The organism is Glutamicibacter sp. NPDC055354, assembly GCF_053644955.1.
In genome coordinates this window covers 1,611,928-1,635,498 of record NZ_JBSHMB010000001.1, presented here as the reverse complement: position 1 = coordinate 1,635,498, position 23,571 = coordinate 1,611,928, and the positions used below count along the sequence as shown (strand labels likewise).

Genomic DNA, 23,571 nt, shown 5'->3' with positions numbered 1-23,571 from the left:
TACTAGGCTCGCATCATGATGCGAATAGTGGTTCTCCTGTTCCTGGCTGTCCTATTCACTGGCTTCGTGGTGACCGCAATCCTTGCCGGCACCTCCGGGGAATGGGTGTGGTGGATCCTCGTCGTGCTCACCGGTTTGCTGGTGCTTCTGGGCATCAGGGACCTGCTGCAAAAGAAGCATGCGATCCTGCGCAATTTCCCGATTGTCGGGCACGCCCGCTACCTCTTCGAATTCATCCGCCCCGAGATCCAGCAGTATTTCATTGAGCGCAATACCGATGGCCGTCCTTTCAACCGCGACACCCGCTCGCTGATCTACGCGCGGGCCAAGGGCGCCGATAGCCATAAGGCTTTCGGCACGGAGCTGAATGTCAATGAAGTCGGCCACGAATACCTGCTGCATTCGGCAGCTCCGGTAGCCCCGGTGGCATCGCAGCACCGCGTACGGGTGGGGTCCAGCCAGTGCTCGCAGCCCTATGAGATTTCGCTGATGAATATCTCCTCGATGAGCTTCGGCTCGCTTTCTGCCAAAGCGGTGCTGGCGATGAACAAGGGCGCCGCGATGGGCGAATTCGTCCATGAAACCGGTGAGGGCGGGCTGACCAAGTACCATCTGGAATACGGGGCGGACTTGTTCTGGGAAATCGGTTCAGGCTACTTCGGCTGCCGTACCGAGCAGGGCCGCTTCAACCCCGAAACCTTCGCTGCCAAGGCGAACCATGAAAAAGTCAAGGGCATCACCATCAAGCTCTCCCAGGGCGCCAAGCCCGGGCTCGGTGGCGTGCTGCCGGCTGCCAAGGTCACCGCGGAAATCTCCGAGGCCCGCGATGTCCCGATGGGCGTGGACTGCATTTCACCGGCCAGCCACGCAGAATTCTCCACCCCGCGCGAATTGATGCATTTCGTAGCGAAGCTTCGCGACCTCTCCGGTGGCAAGCCAGTGGGCATCAAGTTCTGCGTTGGTTCCCGCACCGACGTCATGGCCCTGTGCAAGGGCATGCTGGAAACCGGCATCCTGGTGGACTTCATCACCATTGATGGCGCTGAAGGCGGCACCGGAGCTGCGCCGCTGGAATACGAGGACCATGTTGGCGCCCCGCTGACCGAAGGCTTGATGCTGGTGCACAACACCTTGGTGGGTGCCGGACTGCGCGACGAAATCCGCCTCGCCGCGGCAGGCAAGGTCGCCAACGGCTCCGACATCATCAAGCGGCTGATCCAGGGAGCGGATTTCACCTTCTCGGCGCGTTCCATGATGATGGCCACCGGCTGCATCCAGGCCCAGCAGTGCCACACCAACCACTGCCCCGTAGGCGTAGCCACGCAGAACAAGCGCCTGATGCGTGCCCTGGATGTGGAGGACAAGGGCCACCGCGTCTACAACTACCATCGCTTGACCGTCACCGAATGCGCGCAGATCATGGCATCGATGGGACTGACCAGCCCGGAGCAGCTGAACACCCGGATGCTGCGCCGCCGGGTGAACCTGCAGTCCACTCGCTCCTACGCCTCGCTGTTCCAGTGGTTGCGTCCCGGCGAGCTGCTCGAGGATATTCCAGGTTCCTGGAAGGAAGACTGGAATGAAGCAGACGCGGACCACTTCGGCGAGCACGCACCGCTGGACTACGCGGCACCCAAGAGCGTGGATATCACCCCATCGGTGGTTCGCGAACCAGCCGATGCAGTGAACGCACCGCGCATCGAGCCCAGGGATTCAGCCAAGGTGCGCCCGGTACATGCAGATGTCACCCGGCCAGAAGGCAAGCCGGGAGCTGACAGCTAGCCTTCCGAATCAGCAGCCAGAGACCGCAACGCCTCGTGGTCCACTTCCTCCAGCGAAGCCGGAATCCACGTGGGGTTGCGGTCTTTGTCGATGACCTGGGCACGGATGCCCTCGGCAAGATCGGCACGGTGCATCAGGTAGCGAGCCAGGCGCAGTTCGCGGTCCAAGGCCGAACGCAGGTCCTGCTCCTCACGTGCAGCCCGCACGTTGTAGAACGCGCTGGCCACGCTGGTCGGGGAATTCGCTGCCAGCATCTGCGCGGCACGCTGCGCCGAAGGATGGACCATCTGCTCCAAGCGTGCCAAGACTTCCTGCGGGGTGGCGGCACTGAAAGCATGATCGATCCAGCCGCGGTCCAGTTCCAAGGCGAAGGACTCGGGCGCACCGTGCATGACCTCGATAGCAGCCGCGATCTCTCCGGCATTCAGCCCCGCGAACTCAGCGAGCTCATCGAGGATGTTCTGGGCGAAGTCCTCGGTGACAACGGCATCGGCAAAACCGAGAAGTACGGCATCGGCACCGGTGAAGGACTGCGCACTCATCGCAAAGAACTCGCCGAAGTGGCCCGGCGCGCTGGCCAGCAGGTGGCTGCCTCCCACATCCGGGGTGTAGCCGATCTTCGCTTCGGGCATTCCCATGGTGGCGTTCGCGGTCACCAGGCGCACCGGTGCGTGCGAGGCCAAGCCGATGCCCCCACCCATGGTGATGCCATGGGCCAAGGTGATCAGGGGCTTGGGATAGGTGGAGATCAGGTAATCCAGTTCGAATTCTCTCGCGAGCAGATCGACGAAGTCCTGATGGCGTCCGGTGGTGACTGCTGCATGGAAATCGGCGATATCTCCGCCGGCACAGAAGGCGCGCTCACCGCGGCCGGTGAGCAGCACCAGCGAAATCAACGGGTCCACGGCCCACGCACGCAGCACCCGGCCCAGCTCGGTGAGCATTTCCAGGGTCAATGCATTGAGCTTGCTGGCACGGTTCAGCTCGATGTGGCCGATTGGGCCATGCACGGCCGCGATGACTACGCGATCGCTGGAAGATGCAGGTGTCTGGTTCTCCACCGGGACATTCCTCTTTCTTGGGACGGATGCAGGCACCAGTGGCGCCGCGGCGCAACGAATCAGCGGGAGAGCACCTGGGCGAGCCGGTCCAATACCAGCGCGGCCTTCGGCTTCTTGGAATTCTCCGGTTTCAACGCGAAGATGGAGCGGGCCAGGCGAATCTCGGGGGCATCAACTATGCGGATGCCTTCCGGAGCGTTGGCCATGGCCAGATCGGGAACCAGGGCGGCGCCCAGTCCCGAGGAAACCAGGCTCAGCGACGCATTGAAGTCGTCGCAGTAGGCAGCCACCTGCGGGTGGATGTTGTAGGAAGAGAACAAGCGCGAAATCAAGGTGGCATCCGAGGTGCCCGGGTGGTGGAAGATCCATGGCCATTCGGCCAACTGGTCCACGGTCAGCTGGGCGTCTTCAGCGATGGGCCAGGACGCCGGGATCACTACCCGGAACTGGTCATCGCCCAACCAGGTGCGCTCCAGGGACGCTGGCCACGACAGTCCGCCGGGTCCCACCTGGAAGATCAGTGCGAGGTCGAGGTCGCCGCCGGTGCCAAGGCCTGCGACAGTTTGCTGGGGTTCGCCGATCCACAGGCGCAGGTTGATGCCCAAGGAGGACCAATCCGGTGCCTTAAGGATCTGCGGCAGCGCGTAGGTCGCCAGCGAGGGGAAGATGCCAAGCTTGATTTCCTCAAGGTCGGTAGCTTCGGTGGAGATGGTGGCGACGTCTGCCATGAGGGCGTCGAGGTCGGTGAGCACCCGTTTGGCGTGGCGCACCATGCGCAGGGCGCCTGGTGTCGGGGTGATGGAGCGTGCGCCGCGCAGGAACAGCGTGGTACCGGTGCTTCGCTCCAACGCTGTCATCTGCTGGGAGACAGCGCTGGCCGTGTAGCCCAAGCGGGTTGCGGCCGTGGCAAAGGAACGATGCGCCACCACTTCGAGCAATGTGCGCAGATGAACTGGATTAATCACTTCTAAAGTCTATGGCCTTTAGCCAAAGATTTGCTTAGCCCACGGCCTAGAGTTCGTCCTCAAGGTCATCAAGCTCTGTGCTTTCCTCGTCGTCGTCATCGTCTGCGGCGAATTCGTTGTCGAGCTGGTCTTCGGTTTCCAGGTCATCGTCGTAGAGGTAATTGCGCTGTGCCAGCGGGTCGAGGTTGCGCATGGTTTCCGGCATGTCGCTTGAGCCCTCATAAGCCTGGGAATCGCGTCCGTCATCCGGTTCGTAGATGTCGTTGCCGAACTCCGGCGCAAATTCTGTGGTGTCGAAATCCTTCGTCATTGCGTACTCCTTCGTCGAATACGAGGGATCCGCCGGAAGCCGGGGATTTACCTCGTGACTTCTCGTATCACCAGAGTAGGACGCTGCTTCGGGAAACGAAAGACTTGTTTTCTGCAGCTGACAGTGAATGACTTCTCAGTGGTCATGTTCGGCATAGTGCTCCAGCAGGGGAGCGGCACGGTAGGCCAGGTGCGTATGGAGCGCGAAGGTTGTTTCCGAACGGGTGACACCCTTGACGCGCAGGATCTGGCGCAGTGCTGATTGCAGCTGGTGGGTGTCGGTGGCGATGAGCCGCACCCAGAGATCGCCACGTCCGGAGGTCTCGTGGATTTCCAGCACGCTGGGGATCTGGCGCAGCGCAGTGACCACGGTATCCAGATCGCGGTGGTTCACTTCCAACGTCACGAAGGCCAGGACGTCGTAGCCGAGCTTGCTCAGATCGATGTCGCGGCCGCCGTCGCGGAGGATTTCGGCGCGCTGCAAACGGCGCAATCGCGACTGAGCTGTGTTGCGCGCAACACCGACCTCATCTGCGAGTTCAGAGATTTGGATGCGGGGATCCTTGATCAGTGCGAGCAGCACTTTCAGGTCTACATCGTCTAATCGCACTATATGCTCACTCCGGGTTATCTGCGGGGACAAAATTTTGAACAATCTGCTCAAATGCTAGCAAGAAATCTCTCTCGTTGCTTTCAGCAGGCGGATATTAGTGAGTGAACGCTCTGTTGTAGTAGACAAACGCAAGCAGAACGCTCAACTAACCGGTGGGGCAGCGAGTGGCCCCACCGGTAAAAACTCTTTCTGGGCATTCTTCGTGCCCAGCTGGTCTGGACTACTTTGATCCCGGGAGTGAATTTGTCGGTTATCAGCGAGCTGCGCATGCAGCCTATGAACCATCGCGTACTCTCCTGGAACCCCGGGCTGACCGCTCGACTGGTGATCACCGTGTCCGTCAGCTTCCTGCTGCTGGTCGGAGCCAACCTGGCCACCCCGCTGTATCCGGCACTCCAATCCGAATTGCACCTTGGCGCCATGGGAACCACCGTGGCCTTTGCCAGCTACGTCTGTTCGCTGATGCTCTTCCTATCCACCGTGGGGCATTGGTCGGATCATATCGGACGCCGTGCGGCGCTGGTGATCGCGGTCGTTGTTTCTTTCGCTGGAACCCTGGTCTTCGGATCGGCCGGCAACCTGCTGGAACTGTGCCTTGGCCGTGGTTTGCAGGGCGCCGGTGTCGCGCTGGCTACCGGTGCTAGCGCCGCGGCCCTGCGTGAACTTCTTCCTGCGCGGCCTGAGTGGGCTTCGCGCTTCACCCTCTTGGCCTCATCGGGCGGTGTCGCCTTCGGACCGGTCTTGGGCGGACTGCTGGCTCATCTGCCTGGCGGGCGCACTACCGTGTTCATGGTGCAGGCGTTCTTGCTGCTGCTGGTCCTGGTCCCATTGAGCACCCTGCAGGCCCGTCCGGCCATTGCGCTGGCTGAGCGCGGACAGCGAAGCAAGGCCCTGGCCCCACGCCGCTTGGGCGTCCCCAGCTCGGCCCGGGCACCGTTCTGGCTCGCTGCCCTCGTTGGCTTCTTGAGCTTCGCCATCTTCGGCTTCGTGCTGTCCTTGGCACCCGGCTACTTCGCCCAGGCCTTTGGCCTGGATTCGGTGCTGGTCATTGGCCTGATTGCCGGCCTGCCATTGGGCATATCCGCCCTGTCGCAGCTGGTCGTGCGCGGCGGCAAGGCCTTGCTGCCTATCGGTCTGGGATTGATGGCGGCCTCCACCGTAGTGCTGGCCGTGGCTGCCGAGCATCGCCAGCTGCCATGGGCCATCGCGGCATTGGTTTTCGTGGGCCTGGGCCAGGGCATGGCCTTCCGCACTGCCTTCGCTCAAGCGGTGGACGCGGTCAACGACAAGCAGCATGCCCAAACCGTGTCCACCATATACCTGGTGACCTACCTGGGCAGTGCTGTTCCAGTAATCGCGCTGGGCTGGGCCGTCGGGGTCTTCGGGCAGCAGCAAAGCATCCTGGTCTTCTCCATCGGCTGCGCCGTGGTGGCGGCAGCGCTAGCCGTCTGGGCACTGGCAGGACTGCGCAAAGCACGCTAGAACCGGGCGTACTGTGGAGGCATGACTAGTCCACTTCCAGAGCCTGCTAGCCGCGGCGCACAGTGGGCCGTGGCTGCACGCATCTACATTCCTGCACTGTGGCTCGGCCTGATCATCGGCATTTCATTCATCGAGGCACCACTGAAATTCACCGCACCCGGAATCACCATTCCCCTGGGACTGGGCATTGGACGCCGCGTCTTCTTCGCAATGAACATGGTCGAGGTCATCTTCTTCATTGCCCTGGTGGCCGGGTCGGCCAAGCGCGCTGCCGGCAAGGCCTGGGGCTGGGGCGTAGGGCTGGTCGGCCTATTGCTGCTGATTAAAACCGCAGCGATCCGCCCGGGTCTGTCTGCGCGTACCGATGCGGTGCTTGCAGGAGTCTCCGATGGCGGATCGCTATGGCATTACGCCTATATTGGCGTGGAATTCTGCTTGACCCTCGCTCTGGTTGCGCTGCTGCTGATGGCAGCCAAGCGCTGGATCAGAATTACCGGTCGCTAGCCAGCTGGCAGGCCTCGGCGGTAATCATCACCGATTCGAGTCGAGCGTGCTCCTCGGTGGGGTAATGGATGGTGATCAGTTCATCTGCCTGAGCTGCCGAAGCGAAGTGGCGCAGGTATTCGGCAACCTGTTCTCCGGTGCCAACCGCGGTGTAGCGCATCATGTCCAGGATCTGCTGCGCCTGCGGAGTATCCATGAGTATATCGATCTCCGCTTCGGTGAATTCCTTCTTCGCGGAACGGCCGATGAAGCTTGCCACGCGATGGCGCTTGGCAACGTCCAGCAGTTCATGCGCTCGTTCAGCCGTTTCCGCAGCCAGCACGCCTACGCCGGCAATGACATACGGTTCAGCCAGTTGCTCTGAGGGGGTGAACTCCTCGCGGTAGATGCGGATCGCTTCATGCAGCGCAGCCGGTGCGAAATGCGAGGCGAAGGAATACGGCAGTCCCAGCTGGGCGGCGAGCTTGGCACCGAAGAGCGAGGAACCCAGGATGTACAGCGGAACGTTGGTTCCTGCTCCCGGGGTCGCCTGAACGGTAGGAACCCTGGATTCGCCGGCGAGATAGGCCTGCAGCTCCAGCACATCGTGCGGGAAGGAATCGGCGGCCGACGGGTCGCGGCGCAAGGCACGCAGGGTGGTCATGTCGGTTCCCGGTGCACGGCCCAAGCCCAAATCGATGCGGTCGCCGTAGATTTCGGCCAGCGTGCCGAACTGCTCGGCGATCACCAGGGGGGAGTGGTTCGGCAGCATGATGCCGCCTGAGCCGAGGCGAATCTTCTCGGTGTGGTGGGCTATGTGGCTGATCAGCAACGAGGTCGCGCTGGAAGCAATGGTGGGCATATTGTGGTGTTCCGCGTACCAGACGCGTTCATACCCATGGCGTTCTGCAGTTTGCGCCAAGCGGACGGAGGACTTGAAAGAGTCGGAAATAGTTGTCCCGGGTTCAACCGGAGCAAGATCCAGAATAGATAGCTTCACACTGGGTACAACCGGTGGCGTACGGGAAGTATTCCAGTAATTTCCGCCTCAAACGCAAGGAACGGCTATCCGCAGTGCGGATAGCCGTTCCCTGGCTAAGTCTGGCGTTAGCGCCAAAGACCTTCTTTAGAGAGCGCGAATGTCTGCAGCCTGCAGACCCTTTGGACCCTCAACAACTTCGAACTCCACCTTCTGGCCCTCGTCCAGGGTGCGGAAACCCTGGGTCTGGATTGCAGAGAAGTGTGCAAAGACGTCTGGATCGCCGCTGTCTGGAGCGATGAAGCCGAAGCCCTTTTCAGCGTTGAACCACTTGACGATTCCGGTTGCCATTTTCTTATTTGGTCCTTTCAGACGTTTCTCGCCGGTTTAGTTGGCGAGCTTGGTTGTAATCTGCGCACCCTCCGAATTCCAGGATGGAAGACGGATAATGCGAAGCAGCCAAGTCATTCACTTCACGTCTAGAAGGGGGCTCGCGTCAACCGAGGTGGTACGACATTCACAAACTTCTAACGGGTACTTCGCGAATTACTTTGGAACTACATTGCCTAGCCTACGTGTTTGGTGACGACAAATGAATAACTTTGAACCAATTAATCAGAAATTTGGTTAAGCGGTGAGCCGAGTTCACCGAAATGCCGGTTTGATGACGCGGAATACGACCACGGCAGCGATCAGGGACAACGCCGCGGCGATGCCGGAAGTCAGCAGGACTCCGTGGTCGAAGGCCATGGCTGCGGAGCCCAGCAGCGCTTGCGCATCGGCGGCACTCAAATCGGCGGCGACCTGGTGCGCTCCGCCCAAAGTCTCGCCGGCAGTTTGCAGCTGGGCATCGGTCAGCGAGCCGGGCGCGAGCAGCCGCGAGGTGTAGACCGTATTCAGGATGGTACCGAGCACTGCAATGCCCAGTACCGAGCCCACTTCGTAGGCGGTTTCCGAGATCGCCGATGCCGCGCCGGCCTTGGAAGCCGGGACTGCGGAGAGCACCATGTCATTGGACAAGGTCTCGGTCATGCCGATTCCCGTACCGAGGACAGCAAACGCGGTCATGAGCAGGAAGGAATTGGATCCCTCCCCGGCCAGGATCACCAGCAGGTAGGCGACCGCGGAGAGGATCAGGCCGATGGCCATGATGTTCGGCGTGCCGAAACGGCGCGAGAGCGCCACCGAGAGCAATCCGAAGCCCATGGTCAGCACCAGGCCCGGGGTCATCCACAGTCCCGCCACCAGCGGGGAGAACCCTGCAATGAGCTGCAGATGCTGGGAGACGAAGTAGATGAAGCCCACCAGCGAGAAGATGCCGATCAGGTTGACCATCAACGCGCCAGAGAACAGTGCGTTGCTGAACAAGCGGACATCGAGCATCGGCTGTTCGGCCTTGAGCTGCCGGCGTACGAAAGCCGCACCGCAGACAATGGCCAGGACGATGGCCGCGGCCGAGAAGTACCACGGGGCAGTTACCGCAGTCTTGATGGCGTAGACAAAAGGCAGGAGGGTGAAGACCACCAGCAGGATCGAGAACGGATCCACGCGGCCCGGGTTCGGGTCCTTGGATTCGGGAACAAGGATCATGCCGCCGATCAGCAGGGGCAGGAGCATTGGCACGGCCATCAGGAAGACCGAGCCCCACCAGAAGTGCTCGAGCAGCACGCCGCCGACAATGGGGCCAAGCACAGCGCCGCCGGAGAAGGCCGCCGCCCACACCGCAATGGCGGTCCGGCGTTCGGTATCATCCATGAAGATATTGCGGATCAAGGACAACGTGGCCGGCATGAGCATTGCGCCGAAGACGCCAAGCAGGGCACGGGCTGCCACCAGCTGGGTGGCATCCGTGGCGAAAGCGGCGAGGGCGGAAACCAGCGCGAAGCCGGTCGCACCGATCAGCAGCAGCTTGCGCCGGCCGATGCGGTCGCCCAGTGAACCCATGGGGACCAGCAGCCCGGCCAGGATCAGCGGGTAGATGTCGATAATCCACAGCAGCTGGTTCCCCGAGGGGGACAGGGCTCCGGTGATTGCCGGGACCGCGAAGGAGAGTACGGTGTTGTCGACGGAAATGAGCAGTACAGGGAACAGCAGGACCACCAGTGCCGCCCAACGGCGCGGCTTGCTGAGCACTGTAACGCGTTCGGAGATATTCGAGGTCATGACGTTCGCCCTTGGATAGGTAGTGGAATGCGCGGCGATTTGCCCGCAATTGTTAACTGTACCGTCTAGACGGTATAGTTACAATTGTTGGTAAAGTCAGATCGATCACGAACTACACCTTGGAACGGAGAACTATGGCTCGCCCACCTGCTGCCCGCGGCAAAGTGCTTGACGCCTATATCGCGCTCTTGTGCGAAGAGGGGGAGCGGGCAGCCACGCTGGATGCCACGGCCGCACGCGCCGGGGTCTCCAAGGGCGGGCTGCTCTACCACTTCGCCTCCAAGGATGCGCTGGCGGACGCGGTCATCGAGGCCGCGGAGGAACATGTTGCCCGTGATGTCGAGGGGATGCGCACCTCGGCGGAAGGGGCGTCCGTTTATTACGTGCGCACCAGCGCGGAAGTCGATACCGAATTGGATCGGCACCTGGTGGCCCTGCAACGCCTGGCCCAGGCCGGGGTCAAAGCCGCGACGGAAAAAATCGAGAGCACCAATGAGCGCTGGTACCGGTGCATTCTGGATGAAGTCGGCAGCAAGGACATCGCGCATCTGGTGATGCTCGCCGGCGAGGGGCTCTACGCGAACCTGGCCCTGCCCGGGACTTGGTACGAACGCAATTTTGATGGCGAGCTCAATCGCTTACTAGAGTTGGTCTCGAGAATAAAAAAGTTGGGAAACCTCAACGAATAGCGAGCAGGTAGAAATCAATGAAGAACAAGAGCGTTGCTTCTCCAATCAGAGGACGAGTTGGAGCGCTGCTTGGCATCCTGCTGCTGGCACTGTCCCTGCGCGCCGCAGTGGTGTCAGTTTCCCCGTTGCTCTCCCGCATTGAAGCGGATATCGCGTTCACCGAGTTCACCACCGGCCTGCTGGCGATGCTCGCGCCCATTGCTTTCGCAGTCTTCGGCCTGCTCACTCCGCGGTTGATCAAGGCTTTCGGCCTGGAAAAAACCCTGATGATCTCGCTGGGCCTAGCTGTCATCGGCCAGGTCGCGCGGATCTTCATGCCCGAGGTCTATTCCTTCCTCGCCCTGTCCATCATCACCTTGGCTGGCTACGGCATGGGCAATGTGGTGCTGCCGCCGTTGGTCAAGAAGTACTTCCCGGACTGTATCGGCATGGTCACCAGCGGCTACGTCACGATGTTGGCCATCGGCACCTGGATGGCCCCTCAGTTCTCTGTTCCACTGGCCAATCTCAGCGACTGGAAGATCTCCATTGGTTCCTGGGCCGCCCTGTCGGGCATCGTGCTGGTGCCATGGCTGGTGCAGCTGGTTGCCGACCGCGGGACACAGCGCCTGGATAATCCCGTCCACGCCAGCGGGCATCCGCAGCCTATCGCCAAGATCAACCCCTGGAAGTCCAAAGTGGCTTGGGGTCTGGCAATTTTCCTGGCCGGGAACTCGGCGCAGACCTATGTCTACTTCACCTGGCTTCCGCCCTACCTGCAGAACCGCGGCCTCGACGAAATGGCAGCTGGCAACATGCTGGCGCTCTTCGCGATCCTCGGCCTGCCGGTCAGCCTGCTGGTTCCGCTCTGGGTGCCTCGGCTGAAGCACCCGATCATTGCAGTCCTGGTCTTCACCATGTGCTGGATTGCCGGGCACCTTGGCATCTACCTGTCGCCAACGCAGAACACTGCGTTATGGATCTGCCTGGCTGGCCTCGGGCAGGGCACCTTCGCCATTGCGCTGCTGATGATGAACCTGCGCTCGCGCACAACCTACGGTTCAGGCGTGCTCTCGGGCTTCGCCCAGGGCCTTGGCTATGCCGGTGCCGCGGTGGTTCCCATGCTCTTCGGCGTGGTGCAGAAAGCCACCGATTCATGGGGTGCGGCCTTTTCGATGCTCGGCGGCTGCGTCATCGTGATGCTGGTCGGCGCGATCATCATCAACCCGCCGCGCACCATCGAAGATGATTCGCCAGGCACCGAGGACCTGGGCAAGCTCGAGCGCATCGACTAGAAGTGGCGCTGCGGACCTTCGCTGGACGGTGGCGTGGGGCGGGAGCGATGCCAATGGCCCGCGGCCAACGGGACCGACCAGCCGAAGCGGATGGAAGCCACGCGGATGGCAAAAGCCAAGGCGGCAATGCCGGCGCCCACCGGAACGTTCATCAGCGCCAGATGCCAGGCCACGGCGGTGAGCGCGGCACCCACCATGGCGGCCAACGCGTAGATATCGCGCGGGTTGAACAAATCAGGGGTGACGTTGGAAATGACATCGCGCATCAAGCCGCCGCCTACGCTGGTGATGACACCAAGCAGGACCGCGGCGACCGGATTGAAGTCGTGTTCCAGGGCCTTGAGCGTACCGGTGACGCAGAACAGGCCCAGGCCTGCCGCGTCGAATAGCTGGACCAGGCGGTGCAGCTTCTGCACCGCGGGGGTAAACGCGTAGACGCACAGCGCCGCGAGCACCGGAGGCACAAAGTAGACCGGATGCGCGAAAGTCGCCGGGGACTGATTGAGAATCAAATCCCGCACCACTCCGCCGCCCAGACCGCAGACCCCGCCGAGGAAGGCCGAACCGAGCAGATCGAAGCCACGGCGCGCGGCCATCAATGAACCCGCGACGGCGAAGAAGAAAATGCCAATGAGCTCGATCAGGATGTACATTCCGGGCCTTTTGCAGGTCAATCAGTGGGTCAAGGCTCAATTATTGCTCACCGGCGATCTCAGCCAAGAATCTTGGCGAGCTTGACCAAGGTGTTGTGGTTACGGGTCGTCACAATGCGTTGCTTTGCCTGTGCGGCCATGAGCTTCCCGATGGGATTCGCGGTGCTTTCGCCCTTGCGGACAATCCACGCTACGGCACGGCCCTGGACCAGATAGGCTCCTGGCCCAGCGAGTCCCTGGATAGCGGCGCCCACCGCTTGGGCATCCTCAGCCGATTCGCAGAGCGTGAAGTAGCCATGGTGTTCGCTGGCCGGATCAGGCAAGGGCAGCGGGAAGGGCTGGGACAGCTGCTGGATTTCCGCGACGGTGCAGACAATCGTGGGAATCGGCCGCTGGTAGTGCCCGGCCAGAACCGCATTGCAGTGCTCCTGGACTTCCAACGGATCAGAACTGGATGCGCTGAGCACCGCATTGCCGCTGGCCAAAAGGGTTTTCACGTCGGTGAAACCAGCAGCGAGAAGCAGCTGGGCCAGGTCCTTCATCAGGACCTTGACCCCACCGACATTCACCCCGCGCAGGAATACGGCGTATCTAGTCATGGATCAATCCAAGCGCATCGGATTGATGCTTGTCGAGGGTCGTTATGAGTCATAAAGATCGCTAGGATCAAGAATATGCCTACGCACTTACCCTTTGGATCATGGCCATCATCGATTTCCGCGCATGACGTCGCTGCCGGAACCAAGCCGCTGGGCGGAGCCTGCTTCTTCTCGGACAAGCTCATTGTCCAGGAAGGCCGTCCTGCCGAAGGCGGGCGCATCACGCTGATGGAGTACGGCACCGACGGCACTGCCGGTGCAGAGCTCATCCAGGCACCATTCAACGTGCGCTCCCGGGTCCACGAATACGGTGGCTCCAGCTGGATGCTCATCGAGGGCGGCACCTCGGCAATTGTTTTTGCGAACTTCGCTGACCAGCGGGTTTACCGGCAAACCGTAGGGGAGCACGATGCCGCGGCCCTGACCCCCGCCAGCGGAGTCGACGCAGACCCGCAGCTGCGCTTCGCCGAATTCACCCCTGGTCCAGAAGGCAGCATCCTGGCCATCATGGAAGACCTGCGGGCAGAACCAGTACGCCACATCGTGCAAATTCCCCTGGACGGCAGCGCAGCCGAGGACCCGGGCAAGATCCGCATCCTCAGCGCCCCAGCGCGATTCGTTGCAGCGCCACGGCTGAACCCCGCGGGAACCCGGCTGTCCTGGATCAGCTGGGAACATCCGAATATGCCGTGGGACTCCACCGAGCTGCACGTGGCTGACTTCACCGAAGAAGGCGTACTGGAGGACACCGTCATTGCCGGTGGAGCAGAAGTCTCGGTCATGCAGCCGGAATGGCTCGATGATGACCAGTTGGCTTTCATCTCCGATGCCAGTGGCTGGTGGAACCCCTACCTCTACCAAGACAGCTCGGCACGCACCACCCGGCTGGTTGACCGTGCCGCAGAATTCGCCGGCCCGCTCTGGCAGGTGGGCACGCGATGGTACCTGGCAGAAAGCGCCCGCACCCTGCTGTGCTCCTACGGCACCGGCACCACCAAGCTGGCACGCTTGCACGCGGACACCGGGGGATTCGAAGACCTCGCGCTGCCATTCACCGGCATCCGCCCGTTCGCGCTGCGTGACGGGTGGCTGCTCGCCGGCACGTCCTCGATGACCCAGGGCGAAGAAATTACCTTGATCAACCTCGACACCTTGGAACACCACCCGGTGACCCGTGCGATTGCGCAGCTGCCGGATCCAGCGGTGCTTCCGGAGGTTGAAGAGTTCGAGTGCAAGAACCTCGCCGGCCAGTCCGTCCACGCGTTGCTCTACCGGCCTTCCCAGGAAGGCTACGCAGGGATGGAGGGCGAACTGCCGCCCTTCGTCACCTTCGTGCACGGAGGCCCGACCAGCCAGGCTTCCCCGACGCTCAGTGCCACGGTTGCCTATTACACCTCGCGCGGGATCGGGGTAGTCGACGTGAACTACGGCGGCTCCACCGGCTATGGCCGCGAATACCGCAACCGCCTGCGCGGCTCCTGGGGCGTAGTCGATGTTGCCGATACCGTCGCGGTGGTCAACGCGCTGGTAGCGCAGGGCATTGCCGACCCCGCACGCATCGGCATCGAAGGCGGCAGCGCCGGCGGGTGGACCGTGCTGTGCGCGCTGACCTTCTCCAATGCCTTCACCGCGGGCATCAGCCGCTACGGTGTTTCGGATCTGGTGGGCCTGGTGCAGGACACCCACGACTTCGAATCGCAGTACATGTTCACGTTGGTCGGACCGTACCCGGAAGCTGCCGATCTGTACGAGAAGCGCGCGCCAATCAATCACGTGGCGAAGATTTCCTGCCCCGTATTGCTGTTGCAGGGGGATGAAGACAAGGTGGTGCCGCCGGCGCAGTCCCAGATCGTGGCGGACGCGCTGGCCGAACGCGGCATTGCCCATGCCTACATTCTCTTCGAAGGAGAACAGCACGGGTTCAGGAAGTCGGAGAACATCATCAAGGCGTTGGAAAGCTCATTGGCCTTCTACGCGCAGATCTTCGAATTCCAGTCGGACGTTCCGGCGATCGTGTTGTCCTAGGACAGATCAGGACCTGGATCCGGGGCCTGCCAGGAATCCCGCAAGCGATCCATTTCGCGGCGGTCCTTCTTGGTGGGCCGGCCGGCGCCGCGTTCGCGGATCGGTACCTGGGGAATGACCAGGCGTTCGCGCGGCGGGGTGTGGTCGATGTAGCATTTTGCGGCAACTGGCGCGCCGACGCGCTTGGAGATCAGCCCGCTGACTTCCAGCTCGCGGTCGAAACCGTCTTTGCGCACACGGATGCGATCACCGGAGACAACGGTTTGCGAAGCCTTCACCGGATCGCCGTTCAAGCGAACATGTCCGGCACGGCAAGCAGTGGTCGCGGACGAACGGGTCTTGTAGATGCGTACTGACCACAGCCACGCATCGAGACGTACTTTGCCGCTTCTTGGAATTTCGACCATGGGAAAATTCTAAATCAGCAGATGGCTAGTGCCGCTGAAGCTGCTAAACCGTAGCCTCGTCGCAAATCCCGATCAGGCGCTGCTGCAGCGCTTCGGGTGCTTGGTCTCCTGAATTGGCGAGCTCCTGGAGCACATCGACCAAGTCTTGCGGCAGGCCACCGCCCTGGACCGACTTCACAATGGACGAGAGGACACGAAGTTCGCTAGCGTCAATGGTGCCGTCCTGTACCGGTGCGCAGGCCTGGCGCACGATTTCCTTGGACGCTGCATCGGTCAGCTGGTTAGCCGCGTCGGCCGCGGTGTCTTCAACAAATGCGCATCCGGTGCTCAATAGAGCCATACACGAAATCGCAACGAGCGCTGTTGCTTTTCGAACTTTCTCAATCCCCATAACAATAAATCATAGCCATGGAGATTGAGTTTCTGCTGAATGCCAACCGAGTCGATCATCTGAAGATCGGATGGCATGATGCACAATGGATCGGTGACTAGCGAGCAGAAGAACACCGCAAATGACAGCGCAACGGGGCAGCAAATCATTGCCCAACTGGCCCGGGAACTCTCCGAGGAATCCGCGGTAGCCCCCTGGCAGGTCAAGGCAGCGATCGAGCTCCTGGACTCCGGATCCACCGTTCCCTTTATTGCCCGTTATCGCAAAGAGGTTACCGGCATGCTCAGCGACAGCCAGCTGCGCCTGCTCGAAGAACGGTTGCGCTACCTGCGTGAATTGGAAGACCGCCGCGCAGCTGTACTGGAAGCCATCGCCGAAGCCGGCAAGCTGACCGACCAGCTTGCCGAGGCGATTCGCGCCGCCAGCACCAAGGCGGAACTCGAAGACCTGTACCTGCCATTCAAATCCAAGCGCCGCACCAAGGCCCAGATTGCCCGCGAGGCTGGCCTGGAAGCCTTGACCGATCTGCTGCTCGCGGACCCAATGACGGATCCGGTGCAGGCGGCTGCCGACTACCTGAACCCGGATGCAGGATTTGCCACCGACGCAGATGCGCTTTCCGGCGCGCGTTCCATCGTGACCGAGCGCGTATCCCAGGATGTCGTTCTCGCCGGTGAACTGCGCGAACGCCTGTGGAACACCGGCAAGATCGGTGCCAGCGTCGCCTCGGGCGCCACCGCAGAGGGCCAGGGAAAGTACTCCGATTATCTGGACTATGTGGCACCACTTGATCGCTTGCCATCGCACCGGGTCCTGGCACTGTTGCGCGGTGAACGCGAAGGCGTGCTGAATCTGCAGCTCGCTGAAGCTGATCCACGCGACGAACAGGCCTTGGACGAAGCGCGCAGCGCCTACGAGAACGCTATCGCCTCCTCCCTGGGGCTGAACGTTCCCACCGGTGCGCCTGCTGCCAAATGGATTGCGCAGACCGTGCGTTTGGCGTGGAAAGCCCGCCTGCTGACCCGCTTTGAATCAGACCTGCGCTCACGCCTGTTCGAAGCCGCTGAAGATGAATCGGTGAAGATTTTCGCGGCGAACCTGCGCGATGTGCTGCTGGCGGCGCCGGCCGGCAACAAGGCCGTGCTGGGCTTGGACCCGGGCCTGCGCACCGGTGTGAAGGTTGCAGTGGTGGACCTGACCGGCCAATCGGTGGAAACGGCAACGATCTATCCCCATGCGCCAGCCAATAAATGGAATGAATCCATCGCGGTACTGGCCAAGCTAGCCCAGAAGCACGGCACCACGCTGATTGCGGTAGGCAACGGCACAGCGGGGCGCGAAACAGACCGTCTGGCTGCCGAGGTCATCAAGGTGCTTGGCGGCGAGGGCGTCAGCAAGGTCATCGTCTCGGAAGCCGGCGCTTCGGTCTACTCGGCCTCCGAATTGGCCAGCCAGGAATTGCCGGATATGGATGTGTCGCTGCGCGGCGCGGTATCGATCGCCCGCCGCTTGCAGGACCCGCTGGCCGAGCTGGTGAAGATCGATCCGAAGTCCATCGGCGTGGGCCAATACCAGCACGATGTCACTGCCTCGAAGCTGGACCGCGCACTGGATGCGGTGGTCGAGGACTGCGTGAATGCCGTCGGCGTCGACGTGAATACCGCATCCCCTGCCTTGCTGGCCCGTGTAGCCGGCGTGGGACCGCTGCTGAGCCGCAACATCGTGGATCACCGTAACGCCAACGGCCCTTTCGCCACCCGCAAGGATCTGCTGAAGGTACCGCGTCTGGGAGCCAAGGCCTTTGAACAGTGCGCAGGCTTCTTGCGCATTACCGGCGGCAAGGAGAAACTCGATGCTTCCTCGGTGCACCCCGAAGCTTATGTTCTGGCCAAGACCCTGCAGAGCAGCGCCGAGGCGCAGGGCCGCCGGCTTGAAGAGCTGAACCCGCAGGACTTCGCCACGGACCAATTTGGCGAGCCAACCATTCGTGACGTGATTGCCGAGTTGCGCCGTCCTGCCCGCGACCCCCGTGGCGAATTCGTGACGGCCACGCTCAAGGAAGGCGTCGAGACCATCAAGGACGTCAAGCCGGGGATGATCATGGAAGGCACCGTCTCCAACGTTGCCGCCTTCGGTGCGTTCGTGGACCTGGGCGTCCACCAAGACGGCCTGATCCACGTCTCGGCCATGAGCAGCAAGTTCATTTCGGATCCTCGCGAAGTGGTCAGTTCCGGCCAGATTGTCAAGGTCAAGGTGCTGGAAGTGGATACCGTGCGCAAGCGCATTTCGCTGACTCTGCGACTGGATGACGAACTGCCTGCTGCTGGCGCGGAGGCCAGGAACTCCGGACCAGGCGAACGCAAGGGACCGGGAGCTGGCCGTTCGGCGCGCTCGGGCCAGAACCGCACTGGCCAGAACCGCAAGGCCCAGCCCGCGCAGGGCAAACCGGCTGCACCGGGCAACACCGCGATGGCCGAGGCGCTGCGCAGAGCAGGACTGGGCAAGTAGGTTAGCATCGTATCGGCATGCCTAAGTTAGGTTAGTATCGGCTACATTAACTCGATCCCAACTTGGGATGATTCCCTAATTCAGGTTTGACTAAGTGAGTCCGAACTTCGGTGACAAGGTGGCAAAACAGGTTTAGTCTGATGACATGGAACTTACAGGAAAACTGGCAGAAGCCTTCAGCACCCAGGTAACTCTCGAACTAACCGCAGCAACGGTTTACCGTCAGCTGGCAGTTGAAATGGACGTATTGAGCCTTCCCGGCATTGCTGGCTGGTTCCGCGCCCAGGCCGGCGAGGAAATCGTGCACGCGGAAAAGTTCATGACCCACATGACCGACCGCTCGGCCCACCCGAAGATTGGCGAGCAGCCTGCCCCGACTGTGAATGTGAACAGCGTTGCAGATGCCTTCGCAGCTTCCTTGGCCCACGAGCAGAAGGTCTCCGGAGCAATTCGCGAGCTGTACCGTTTGGCACAGACCGAGGGCGACATCGACTCCCTGCCGCTGCTGCACTGGTTCATCGATGAGCAGGTTGAAGAGGAAGCCACCGTTGGTGAAATCCTGGATCGCGTCAGGATGATCGGCAACGATGGAAGCGGCCTGCTGCGACTGGATGCAGAGCTCGGCTCGCGTTCTTCCGCATCCTAAGAGGCGGCGAAGCACGCATCTTCTAAAAATGGAATAAACTTAGGGAAGCAACCGGTGGTTGCTTCCCTAAGTTTTTTCATTTGAGGTGGTTGTGAACCAGGTGGGCTATCCACATCAGTCGGCTCGGACGTCGTCCATTGCCAATACCCACCGGACGACTGCCTCGCTCAAGCTGCGCAAGGGCGCCGGCCGCCACTACGTAGTGCAGAGCCATTTGGAGCAAGGCACAGAGCTGGTCCTGATTGAGGTCAACGGCTCGTGGGCGCATGTTCTCGTGCACCAGATCTACGGTTGGCTGCCGAATATCTATCTTGAAGCGATCCCGGCGGTCTTTGACGAGCCGGTAGTTGCCGAAGACGATGACGAGCTGGCCGAGCCAGTTCTTTCACGCTATTCATTGATCGAAGCCACCCATGCTACGACGGCAACGTTGAATCTGCGCAAGGGCAGCGGCACTGGGTATCCGGTGCTCAAGGTCATTGACCAGGGGTCCAAGGTCCGCTCGATGCTCCAGCAGGGATTGTGGTCCCAAGTGCAGTGCGGCAAATTGCTGGGCTGGGTTCCCAGCATGTACCTGCAGGAGATTCCCTCCCGTCCAGCCAAGGGCGGGCTGATCGCCGTCCCCAACCAGCGGGCACTGACCACCATCGGATTGAACGCGAGACGCGGTCCTGGCGACCATTACTCGCTAGTGCGGATTCTCCCAGCAGACACGGCCGTGGTCATCGTCGCGCGCCAGGGCGCGTGGCGGCAGATTGACCGTGACGGCGAAGAAATGTGGATCCCTGCCAGCCAGCTTCGTACGGTGTACTGACCAGATTCGATTCTGCTTCAGGCGATCTGCAGATCCGCAGACGAAACCAATCCGGATTCTGTAGCCACTACTGCCAGCTGCACACGATTGGTGACGCCCAGTTCCTCCATGATGCGCGCCAAGTGGAGCTTCACCGAGCCCTCGGAGATGTGAGCGATGCGGGCGATCTGAGAATTGGTGAGCCCGGCCGCTACCAGGCGCACCAAGCTGCGATCGCGTTCGCTGAGCTTGCGCACGACAGATTGCTGGCCTGAGCGGCGCACGATTTTCGCGGTCGATTCCCAACCGTCCGACGGCTGGGCAAAAAGTTGGTAGCCTGCAGCGAGCATGCGCAATGCGCTGGGCAGTTCCGAGCTGATGGAGCTTTTCGAGATCAGTCCCGAGCTGCCGGCATCGTAGGCCTTGGAGATATCGTCCCGCTGGTATCGGGCAGCCAACACCACGATCTTGGTATTCGGTGCACTCTCGGAGATTTCCCGGATCGAGGAGAACAGATCCGTCCCATTCAGCGACGATTCCAGGATGACGAGGTCCGGTTCCAACTCGGTTGCAGCTTGAACGGCCTCGGACATGCAATCCGAAACATGCTCGATCATCATGTCGCTGGCCTCGGCTAAGACTCCAGCAATCCCGGCCCGTGAGAAATGGTCACTATCAGCCAGATGAATGCGGATGTGCGACATACAAGAATCCTCCATCACTACGAACTGGTGTTGTCCTGGCCAATCCTTCCTAACCCGTTCTGCGGTGGGGAAAGCTAGCAGGTGATTCACAGTCTATGGCCAACTAGTCAAATCCCTTGGCTTGACAGATAGCATTGCGAGGTTGTTGTCATATTGTTACATCACTGTTTGGGTAAATTTTCAGGTCAGTGGTTGTTAGTGCATTATTTTCTCCAATGGCAGGAAGTTAAATTACTGCCCAGTATTACCTGCTGGCCATCGATTCTGACCGCGTGGCCAAGAAGTTTGACCTGAGTATGCAAAGAAATGGCTGAAAGAAACCTGTGAGTCGAGGTTCATCAACCGTAGAGTCAAATACGGGCCTCCCTGCGAGGGTGCGCTCAAGATCCGATGGAACGAATCGGCTTCGCAAAATGTTTTTGTAATCAGGTTTTGCGAGGCCTCGCAACTTGAGGAGCCATTGGAATACGGCCCAACCGGGCGATATTTCAATGCATTACTGCGTGGGAGGACACGAGTTTTGAAGAATATCAATAAGGATGCGCGTTTCAGGCGCTCAGCTACCACCGGGCTGGCCTTTGGAACGACGACGGCCGTATTTGCCGCATCAGCGGTTTTATGCGCTGCGCCAGCAAACGCGTTCAGCCCTGAGGATCCGTCGCAAGCTCAAGCTCATATCATTGATCTTGACTTGTCGACCTTCGACATTGCCGGTTCGGGATTCACACAGCAAAGTTTCCCGACTGACGCTAACCTCGGTGCGGATACCAGTCAGCTGGATGTGGGCCTGCTAGCGGATGAGACGATTGATCTCGGAGATGGTATTCAGCTTCCGCTACTCAAGAATGCTGAAGGCGATGGTCTTATTGATCTAGGCAGCCTCGGTGCGCTGAACAGCTACAGTCTTGCTGATACGGAGACGCACTCTCGTGCATCCTCCGGCGCGGTAACTGACGGCGGAGCCGTCGCTGTGTCACCAAACACCGGCGTCGGCGCGGACCCTGCATACATCGATTTGGGCGCACTTTTCGATCAGGCAAATATTGACATTCTGACCGATCAGATCCTAGACGAAGCGCGCATTGAGCTTGGTGCACTTGCCTCGGAAGCTGAGAGTAACGAGGATGTTGTCGATGTAAAAGACTATGTTATCGCTGGTGCGGAACTTGAGCTGAGCAGCCCTCTGGTCGGTACTTTAGGCACCACCTTAGGTGAAACATTCCAAACAGCTGTGGATCCGGTAAGTGGGCTGGTGGAGCCCGGAGGGGCACTGGATTCTCTGTTGCAGAGTGTTCGCGCTGCAGCTGAAGTAATTCCACTAGTCGATGTGAATGCCGCAACAGTAACCATCGATGGTTTGGATACGGTGGGAGACACCATCGTTGACGAACTGATCTCTACCCCTATTGCCAACGACAGCGGATCGATCTCGATTGATTTGGGAACTGGTGACATTCATGTTGATCTAGCTAAGCTGATCGAAGAAAACGGTAGCGATCTCAATAGCTTTGACCCGAATACTCCGCTGATCGGTGAGACCGTACTGAATGCTATCGCTAATGGCATCACTGAGAGCCTGTCCGGTATCAGCACCAAGGCAACGACCATCGTTGAATCAGCGCTGAATGATCTCAACGTAAAGCTTGACTTGAATGTTACAGCTGGAACGTTCCCACTTACGGCGACCGGCGGCGTATTGATCGAAGGTAGCCTAGCCCAGTTCGCAGGAACCGAGTCTCCTGCACCAACTGCAAAAACTCAACTTGATTTGCTGGGAATTATCCCAGTCGGCAGTTTGCTGAACCCAATCACTGCTGCAGTCGCTTCCGGAATTACTACTACGACCGGTCCGTTGGTCCAGGGTGTATTGGATAATGTTGGAAACGGCCTCGGAGGGATTGTCGATCCCGTTGTCGCTGTTGTCGCCGACGGACTTGAACCGGTGCTTCGTCGAGTTCTCGACGAAGTCGTCACGATTACGATCAACGAACAGCCGACCGAAGCTCCAATGCTCGGAGAAGGCGATCTTGGGCCTGACAGCTTCACGATTCGTGCAATGTCGGTGACAGTATTGCCAGATGTCGTTGAAGGCGGACTTGCGAATCTGTCGCTTGCCTCCTCGACCGTGCAATCAGCCGCGGCAGAGGAAACTGCAGCTCCAGTCGACATCCTGACCCCAACCGATGGCCAAGAAGTTCCTACTGGTGACGTGGTTGTGACCGGTACGGGAGAACCAAATACTGAGTTGCAGGTCGCAATCGATGGCGGAACCCCTGAGCCTGCGACGGTGGACTCTGAAGGTAACTGGACTTACACCTTCACTGATGTCGCTCCAGGTGAGCACACGGTCACGGCAACGGATGATGTTACTAACGATAGTGTGACCTTCACTGCTGTAGAGGCTAATACCGATGTCAACACCGCGGACAACACTGAGGTGAACACTGCGGACAACACTGAGGTCAACGCCGCGGACAACACTGCGGACAACACTGAGGTGAACACTGCGGACAACACTGAGGTCAACGCCGCGGACAACACTGAGGTGAACACTGCGGACAACACTGAGGTCAACGCCGCGGACAACACTGAAGTGAACACGGCGGATAATTCGGCTGAGAACACTGAGGTGAACTCGGCTGAGAACACGGCTGAGAACACTGAGGTGAACTCGGCTGAGAACACTGCGGATAATTCGGCTGAGAACACTGAGGTGAACTCGGCTGAGAACACGGCTGAGAACACTGCGGATAATTCGGCTGAGAACACTGAGGTGAACTCGGCTGAGAACACTGCGGATAATTCGGCTGAGAACACTGCGGATAATTCGGCTGAGAACACTGAGGTGAACTCGGCTGAGAACACGGCTGAGAACACTGAGGTGAACACGGCTGAGAACACGGCTGAGAACACTGCGGATAATTCGGCTGAGAACACTGAGGTGAACACGGCTGAGAACACGGCTGAGAACACTGAGGTGAACTCGGCTGAGAACACTGCGGATAATTCGGCTGAGAACACTGAGGTGAACTCGGCTGAGAACAA

At 60.3% G+C, this 23,571-nt stretch carries 22 protein-coding genes; 10 read left to right on the top strand and 12 right to left on the bottom strand.

What is annotated here, in order from left to right; genetic code table 11:
- Positions 1-15 precede the first annotated feature (15 nt).
- Entirely contained in the window at positions 16-1,782 is a 1,767-nt protein-coding gene (locus ACWICV_RS07640; protein ID WP_454090535.1) for an FMN-binding glutamate synthase family protein, read from the top strand.
- On the opposite strand, the gene ACWICV_RS07635 is transcribed toward ACWICV_RS07640, so the two are convergent.
- From ACWICV_RS07635 to ACWICV_RS07620, 4 genes are all read right to left on the bottom strand, one after another.
- Positions 1,779-2,843, bottom strand: coding sequence for an enoyl-CoA hydratase/isomerase family protein (locus ACWICV_RS07635; protein WP_454090536.1), 1,065 nt, complete (start codon positions 2,841-2,843; stop codon positions 1,779-1,781). The two genes, ACWICV_RS07640 and ACWICV_RS07635, sit on opposite strands and share 4 nt — an antisense overlap.
- Positions 2,844-2,902: 59 nt before the next feature.
- Positions 2,903-3,808 (bottom strand): LysR family transcriptional regulator, encoded by a 906-nt coding sequence (locus ACWICV_RS07630; RefSeq protein WP_105658862.1) that lies wholly within the window; start codon positions 3,806-3,808, stop codon positions 2,903-2,905.
- 46 nt (positions 3,809-3,854) lie between these two features.
- Entirely contained in the window at positions 3,855-4,118 is a 264-nt protein-coding gene (locus ACWICV_RS07625) for a hypothetical protein (RefSeq protein WP_402473496.1), read from the bottom strand.
- Between the two features lie 135 nt (positions 4,119-4,253).
- A complete protein-coding gene (locus tag ACWICV_RS07620; protein WP_133834920.1) occupies positions 4,254-4,730 on the bottom strand; it encodes an Lrp/AsnC family transcriptional regulator in 477 nt (158 codons plus the stop codon).
- Between the two features lie 243 nt (positions 4,731-4,973).
- Between ACWICV_RS07620 and ACWICV_RS07615 the strand changes: the two genes are divergently transcribed.
- Positions 4,974-6,212 carry an MFS transporter gene (locus ACWICV_RS07615; RefSeq protein WP_454090963.1) on the top strand — a complete coding sequence of 413 codons (1,239 nt, stop codon included), beginning with the start codon at positions 4,974-4,976 and terminating at the stop codon, positions 6,210-6,212.
- Between the two features lie 21 nt (positions 6,213-6,233).
- Positions 6,234-6,716 carry a hypothetical protein gene (locus tag ACWICV_RS07610; protein WP_454090537.1) on the top strand — a complete coding sequence of 161 codons (483 nt, stop codon included), beginning with the start codon at positions 6,234-6,236 and terminating at the stop codon, positions 6,714-6,716.
- Here ACWICV_RS07610 and ACWICV_RS07605 read toward each other — a convergent pair.
- From ACWICV_RS07605 to ACWICV_RS07595, 3 genes are all read right to left on the bottom strand, one after another.
- Entirely contained in the window at positions 6,703-7,695 is a 993-nt protein-coding gene (locus tag ACWICV_RS07605) for an LLM class flavin-dependent oxidoreductase (RefSeq protein WP_454090538.1), read from the bottom strand. The two genes, ACWICV_RS07610 and ACWICV_RS07605, sit on opposite strands and share 14 nt — an antisense overlap.
- Before the next feature lie 126 nt (positions 7,696-7,821).
- Entirely contained in the window at positions 7,822-8,025 is a 204-nt protein-coding gene (locus tag ACWICV_RS07600) for a cold-shock protein (protein WP_013349999.1), read from the bottom strand.
- Positions 8,026-8,319: 294 nt separating this feature from the next.
- The gene (locus tag ACWICV_RS07595; RefSeq protein WP_400289605.1) at positions 8,320-9,837 is read right to left on the bottom strand and encodes an MFS transporter; all 1,518 of its coding nucleotides are present in this window, start codon (positions 9,835-9,837) and stop codon (positions 8,320-8,322) included.
- Positions 9,838-9,971: 134 nt separating this feature from the next.
- Between ACWICV_RS07595 and ACWICV_RS07590 the strand changes: the two genes are divergently transcribed.
- The gene (locus ACWICV_RS07590; RefSeq protein ID WP_105658857.1) at positions 9,972-10,526 is read left to right on the top strand and encodes a TetR/AcrR family transcriptional regulator; all 555 of its coding nucleotides are present in this window, start codon (positions 9,972-9,974) and stop codon (positions 10,524-10,526) included.
- Positions 10,527-10,543: 17 nt separating this feature from the next.
- On the top strand, positions 10,544-11,800 hold the full coding sequence (locus tag ACWICV_RS07585) for an MFS transporter (RefSeq protein ID WP_454090539.1): 1,257 nt from the start codon (positions 10,544-10,546) through the stop codon (positions 11,798-11,800).
- On the opposite strand, the gene ACWICV_RS07580 is transcribed toward ACWICV_RS07585, so the two are convergent.
- Both ACWICV_RS07580 and ACWICV_RS07575 read right to left on the bottom strand, forming a co-directional pair.
- Positions 11,797-12,453, bottom strand: a complete 657-nt coding sequence (locus tag ACWICV_RS07580) for a trimeric intracellular cation channel family protein (RefSeq protein ID WP_454090540.1) — start codon at positions 12,451-12,453, stop codon at positions 11,797-11,799. The genes ACWICV_RS07585 and ACWICV_RS07580 overlap by 4 nt on opposite strands.
- A gap of 59 nt (positions 12,454-12,512) precedes the next feature.
- Positions 12,513-13,052: a DUF1697 domain-containing protein gene (locus ACWICV_RS07575; RefSeq protein WP_454090541.1), complete on the bottom strand. Its 540-nt coding sequence runs from the start codon at positions 13,050-13,052 to the stop codon at positions 12,513-12,515.
- A 75-nt stretch (positions 13,053-13,127) separates the two neighbouring features.
- Between ACWICV_RS07575 and ACWICV_RS07570 the strand changes: the two genes are divergently transcribed.
- Positions 13,128-15,077, top strand: a complete 1,950-nt coding sequence (locus ACWICV_RS07570; protein ID WP_454090542.1) for a prolyl oligopeptidase family serine peptidase — start codon at positions 13,128-13,130, stop codon at positions 15,075-15,077.
- Here the strand turns inward: ACWICV_RS07570 and ACWICV_RS07565 are convergent.
- Positions 15,074-15,484: an RNA-binding S4 domain-containing protein gene (locus tag ACWICV_RS07565; protein WP_133834871.1), complete on the bottom strand. Its 411-nt coding sequence runs from the start codon at positions 15,482-15,484 to the stop codon at positions 15,074-15,076. The genes ACWICV_RS07570 and ACWICV_RS07565 overlap by 4 nt on opposite strands.
- 43 nt (positions 15,485-15,527) lie before the next feature.
- A complete protein-coding gene (locus tag ACWICV_RS07560; RefSeq protein ID WP_286172318.1) occupies positions 15,528-15,824 on the bottom strand; it encodes a hypothetical protein in 297 nt (98 codons plus the stop codon).
- A gap of 129 nt (positions 15,825-15,953) precedes the next feature.
- On the opposite strand from ACWICV_RS07560, the gene ACWICV_RS07555 reads away from it, so the two are divergent.
- The 3 genes from ACWICV_RS07555 (at position 15,954) to ACWICV_RS07545 (ending at position 19,843) form a co-directional block, all read left to right on the top strand.
- Complete coding sequence (locus ACWICV_RS07555; RefSeq protein WP_454090964.1) at positions 15,954-18,383, top strand: Tex family protein; 2,430 nt, start codon at positions 15,954-15,956, stop codon at positions 18,381-18,383.
- Positions 18,384-18,528: 145 nt separating this feature from the next.
- A complete protein-coding gene (locus ACWICV_RS07550; RefSeq protein ID WP_133834868.1) occupies positions 18,529-19,029 on the top strand; it encodes a ferritin in 501 nt (166 codons plus the stop codon).
- A 100-nt stretch (positions 19,030-19,129) separates the two neighbouring features.
- Complete coding sequence (locus ACWICV_RS07545; RefSeq protein ID WP_146112337.1) at positions 19,130-19,843, top strand: SH3 domain-containing protein; 714 nt, start codon at positions 19,130-19,132, stop codon at positions 19,841-19,843.
- A 17-nt stretch (positions 19,844-19,860) separates the two neighbouring features.
- Here ACWICV_RS07545 and ACWICV_RS07540 read toward each other — a convergent pair whose 3' ends face one another.
- The gene (locus ACWICV_RS07540) at positions 19,861-20,526 is read right to left on the bottom strand and encodes a LuxR C-terminal-related transcriptional regulator (RefSeq protein WP_454090543.1); all 666 of its coding nucleotides are present in this window, start codon (positions 20,524-20,526) and stop codon (positions 19,861-19,863) included.
- A 520-nt stretch (positions 20,527-21,046) separates the two neighbouring features.
- Here ACWICV_RS07540 and ACWICV_RS07535 point away from each other — a divergent pair.
- The coding region (locus ACWICV_RS07535; protein ID WP_454152484.1) for a choice-of-anchor G family protein at positions 21,047-23,571 on the top strand (2,525 nt) is incomplete at its 3' end.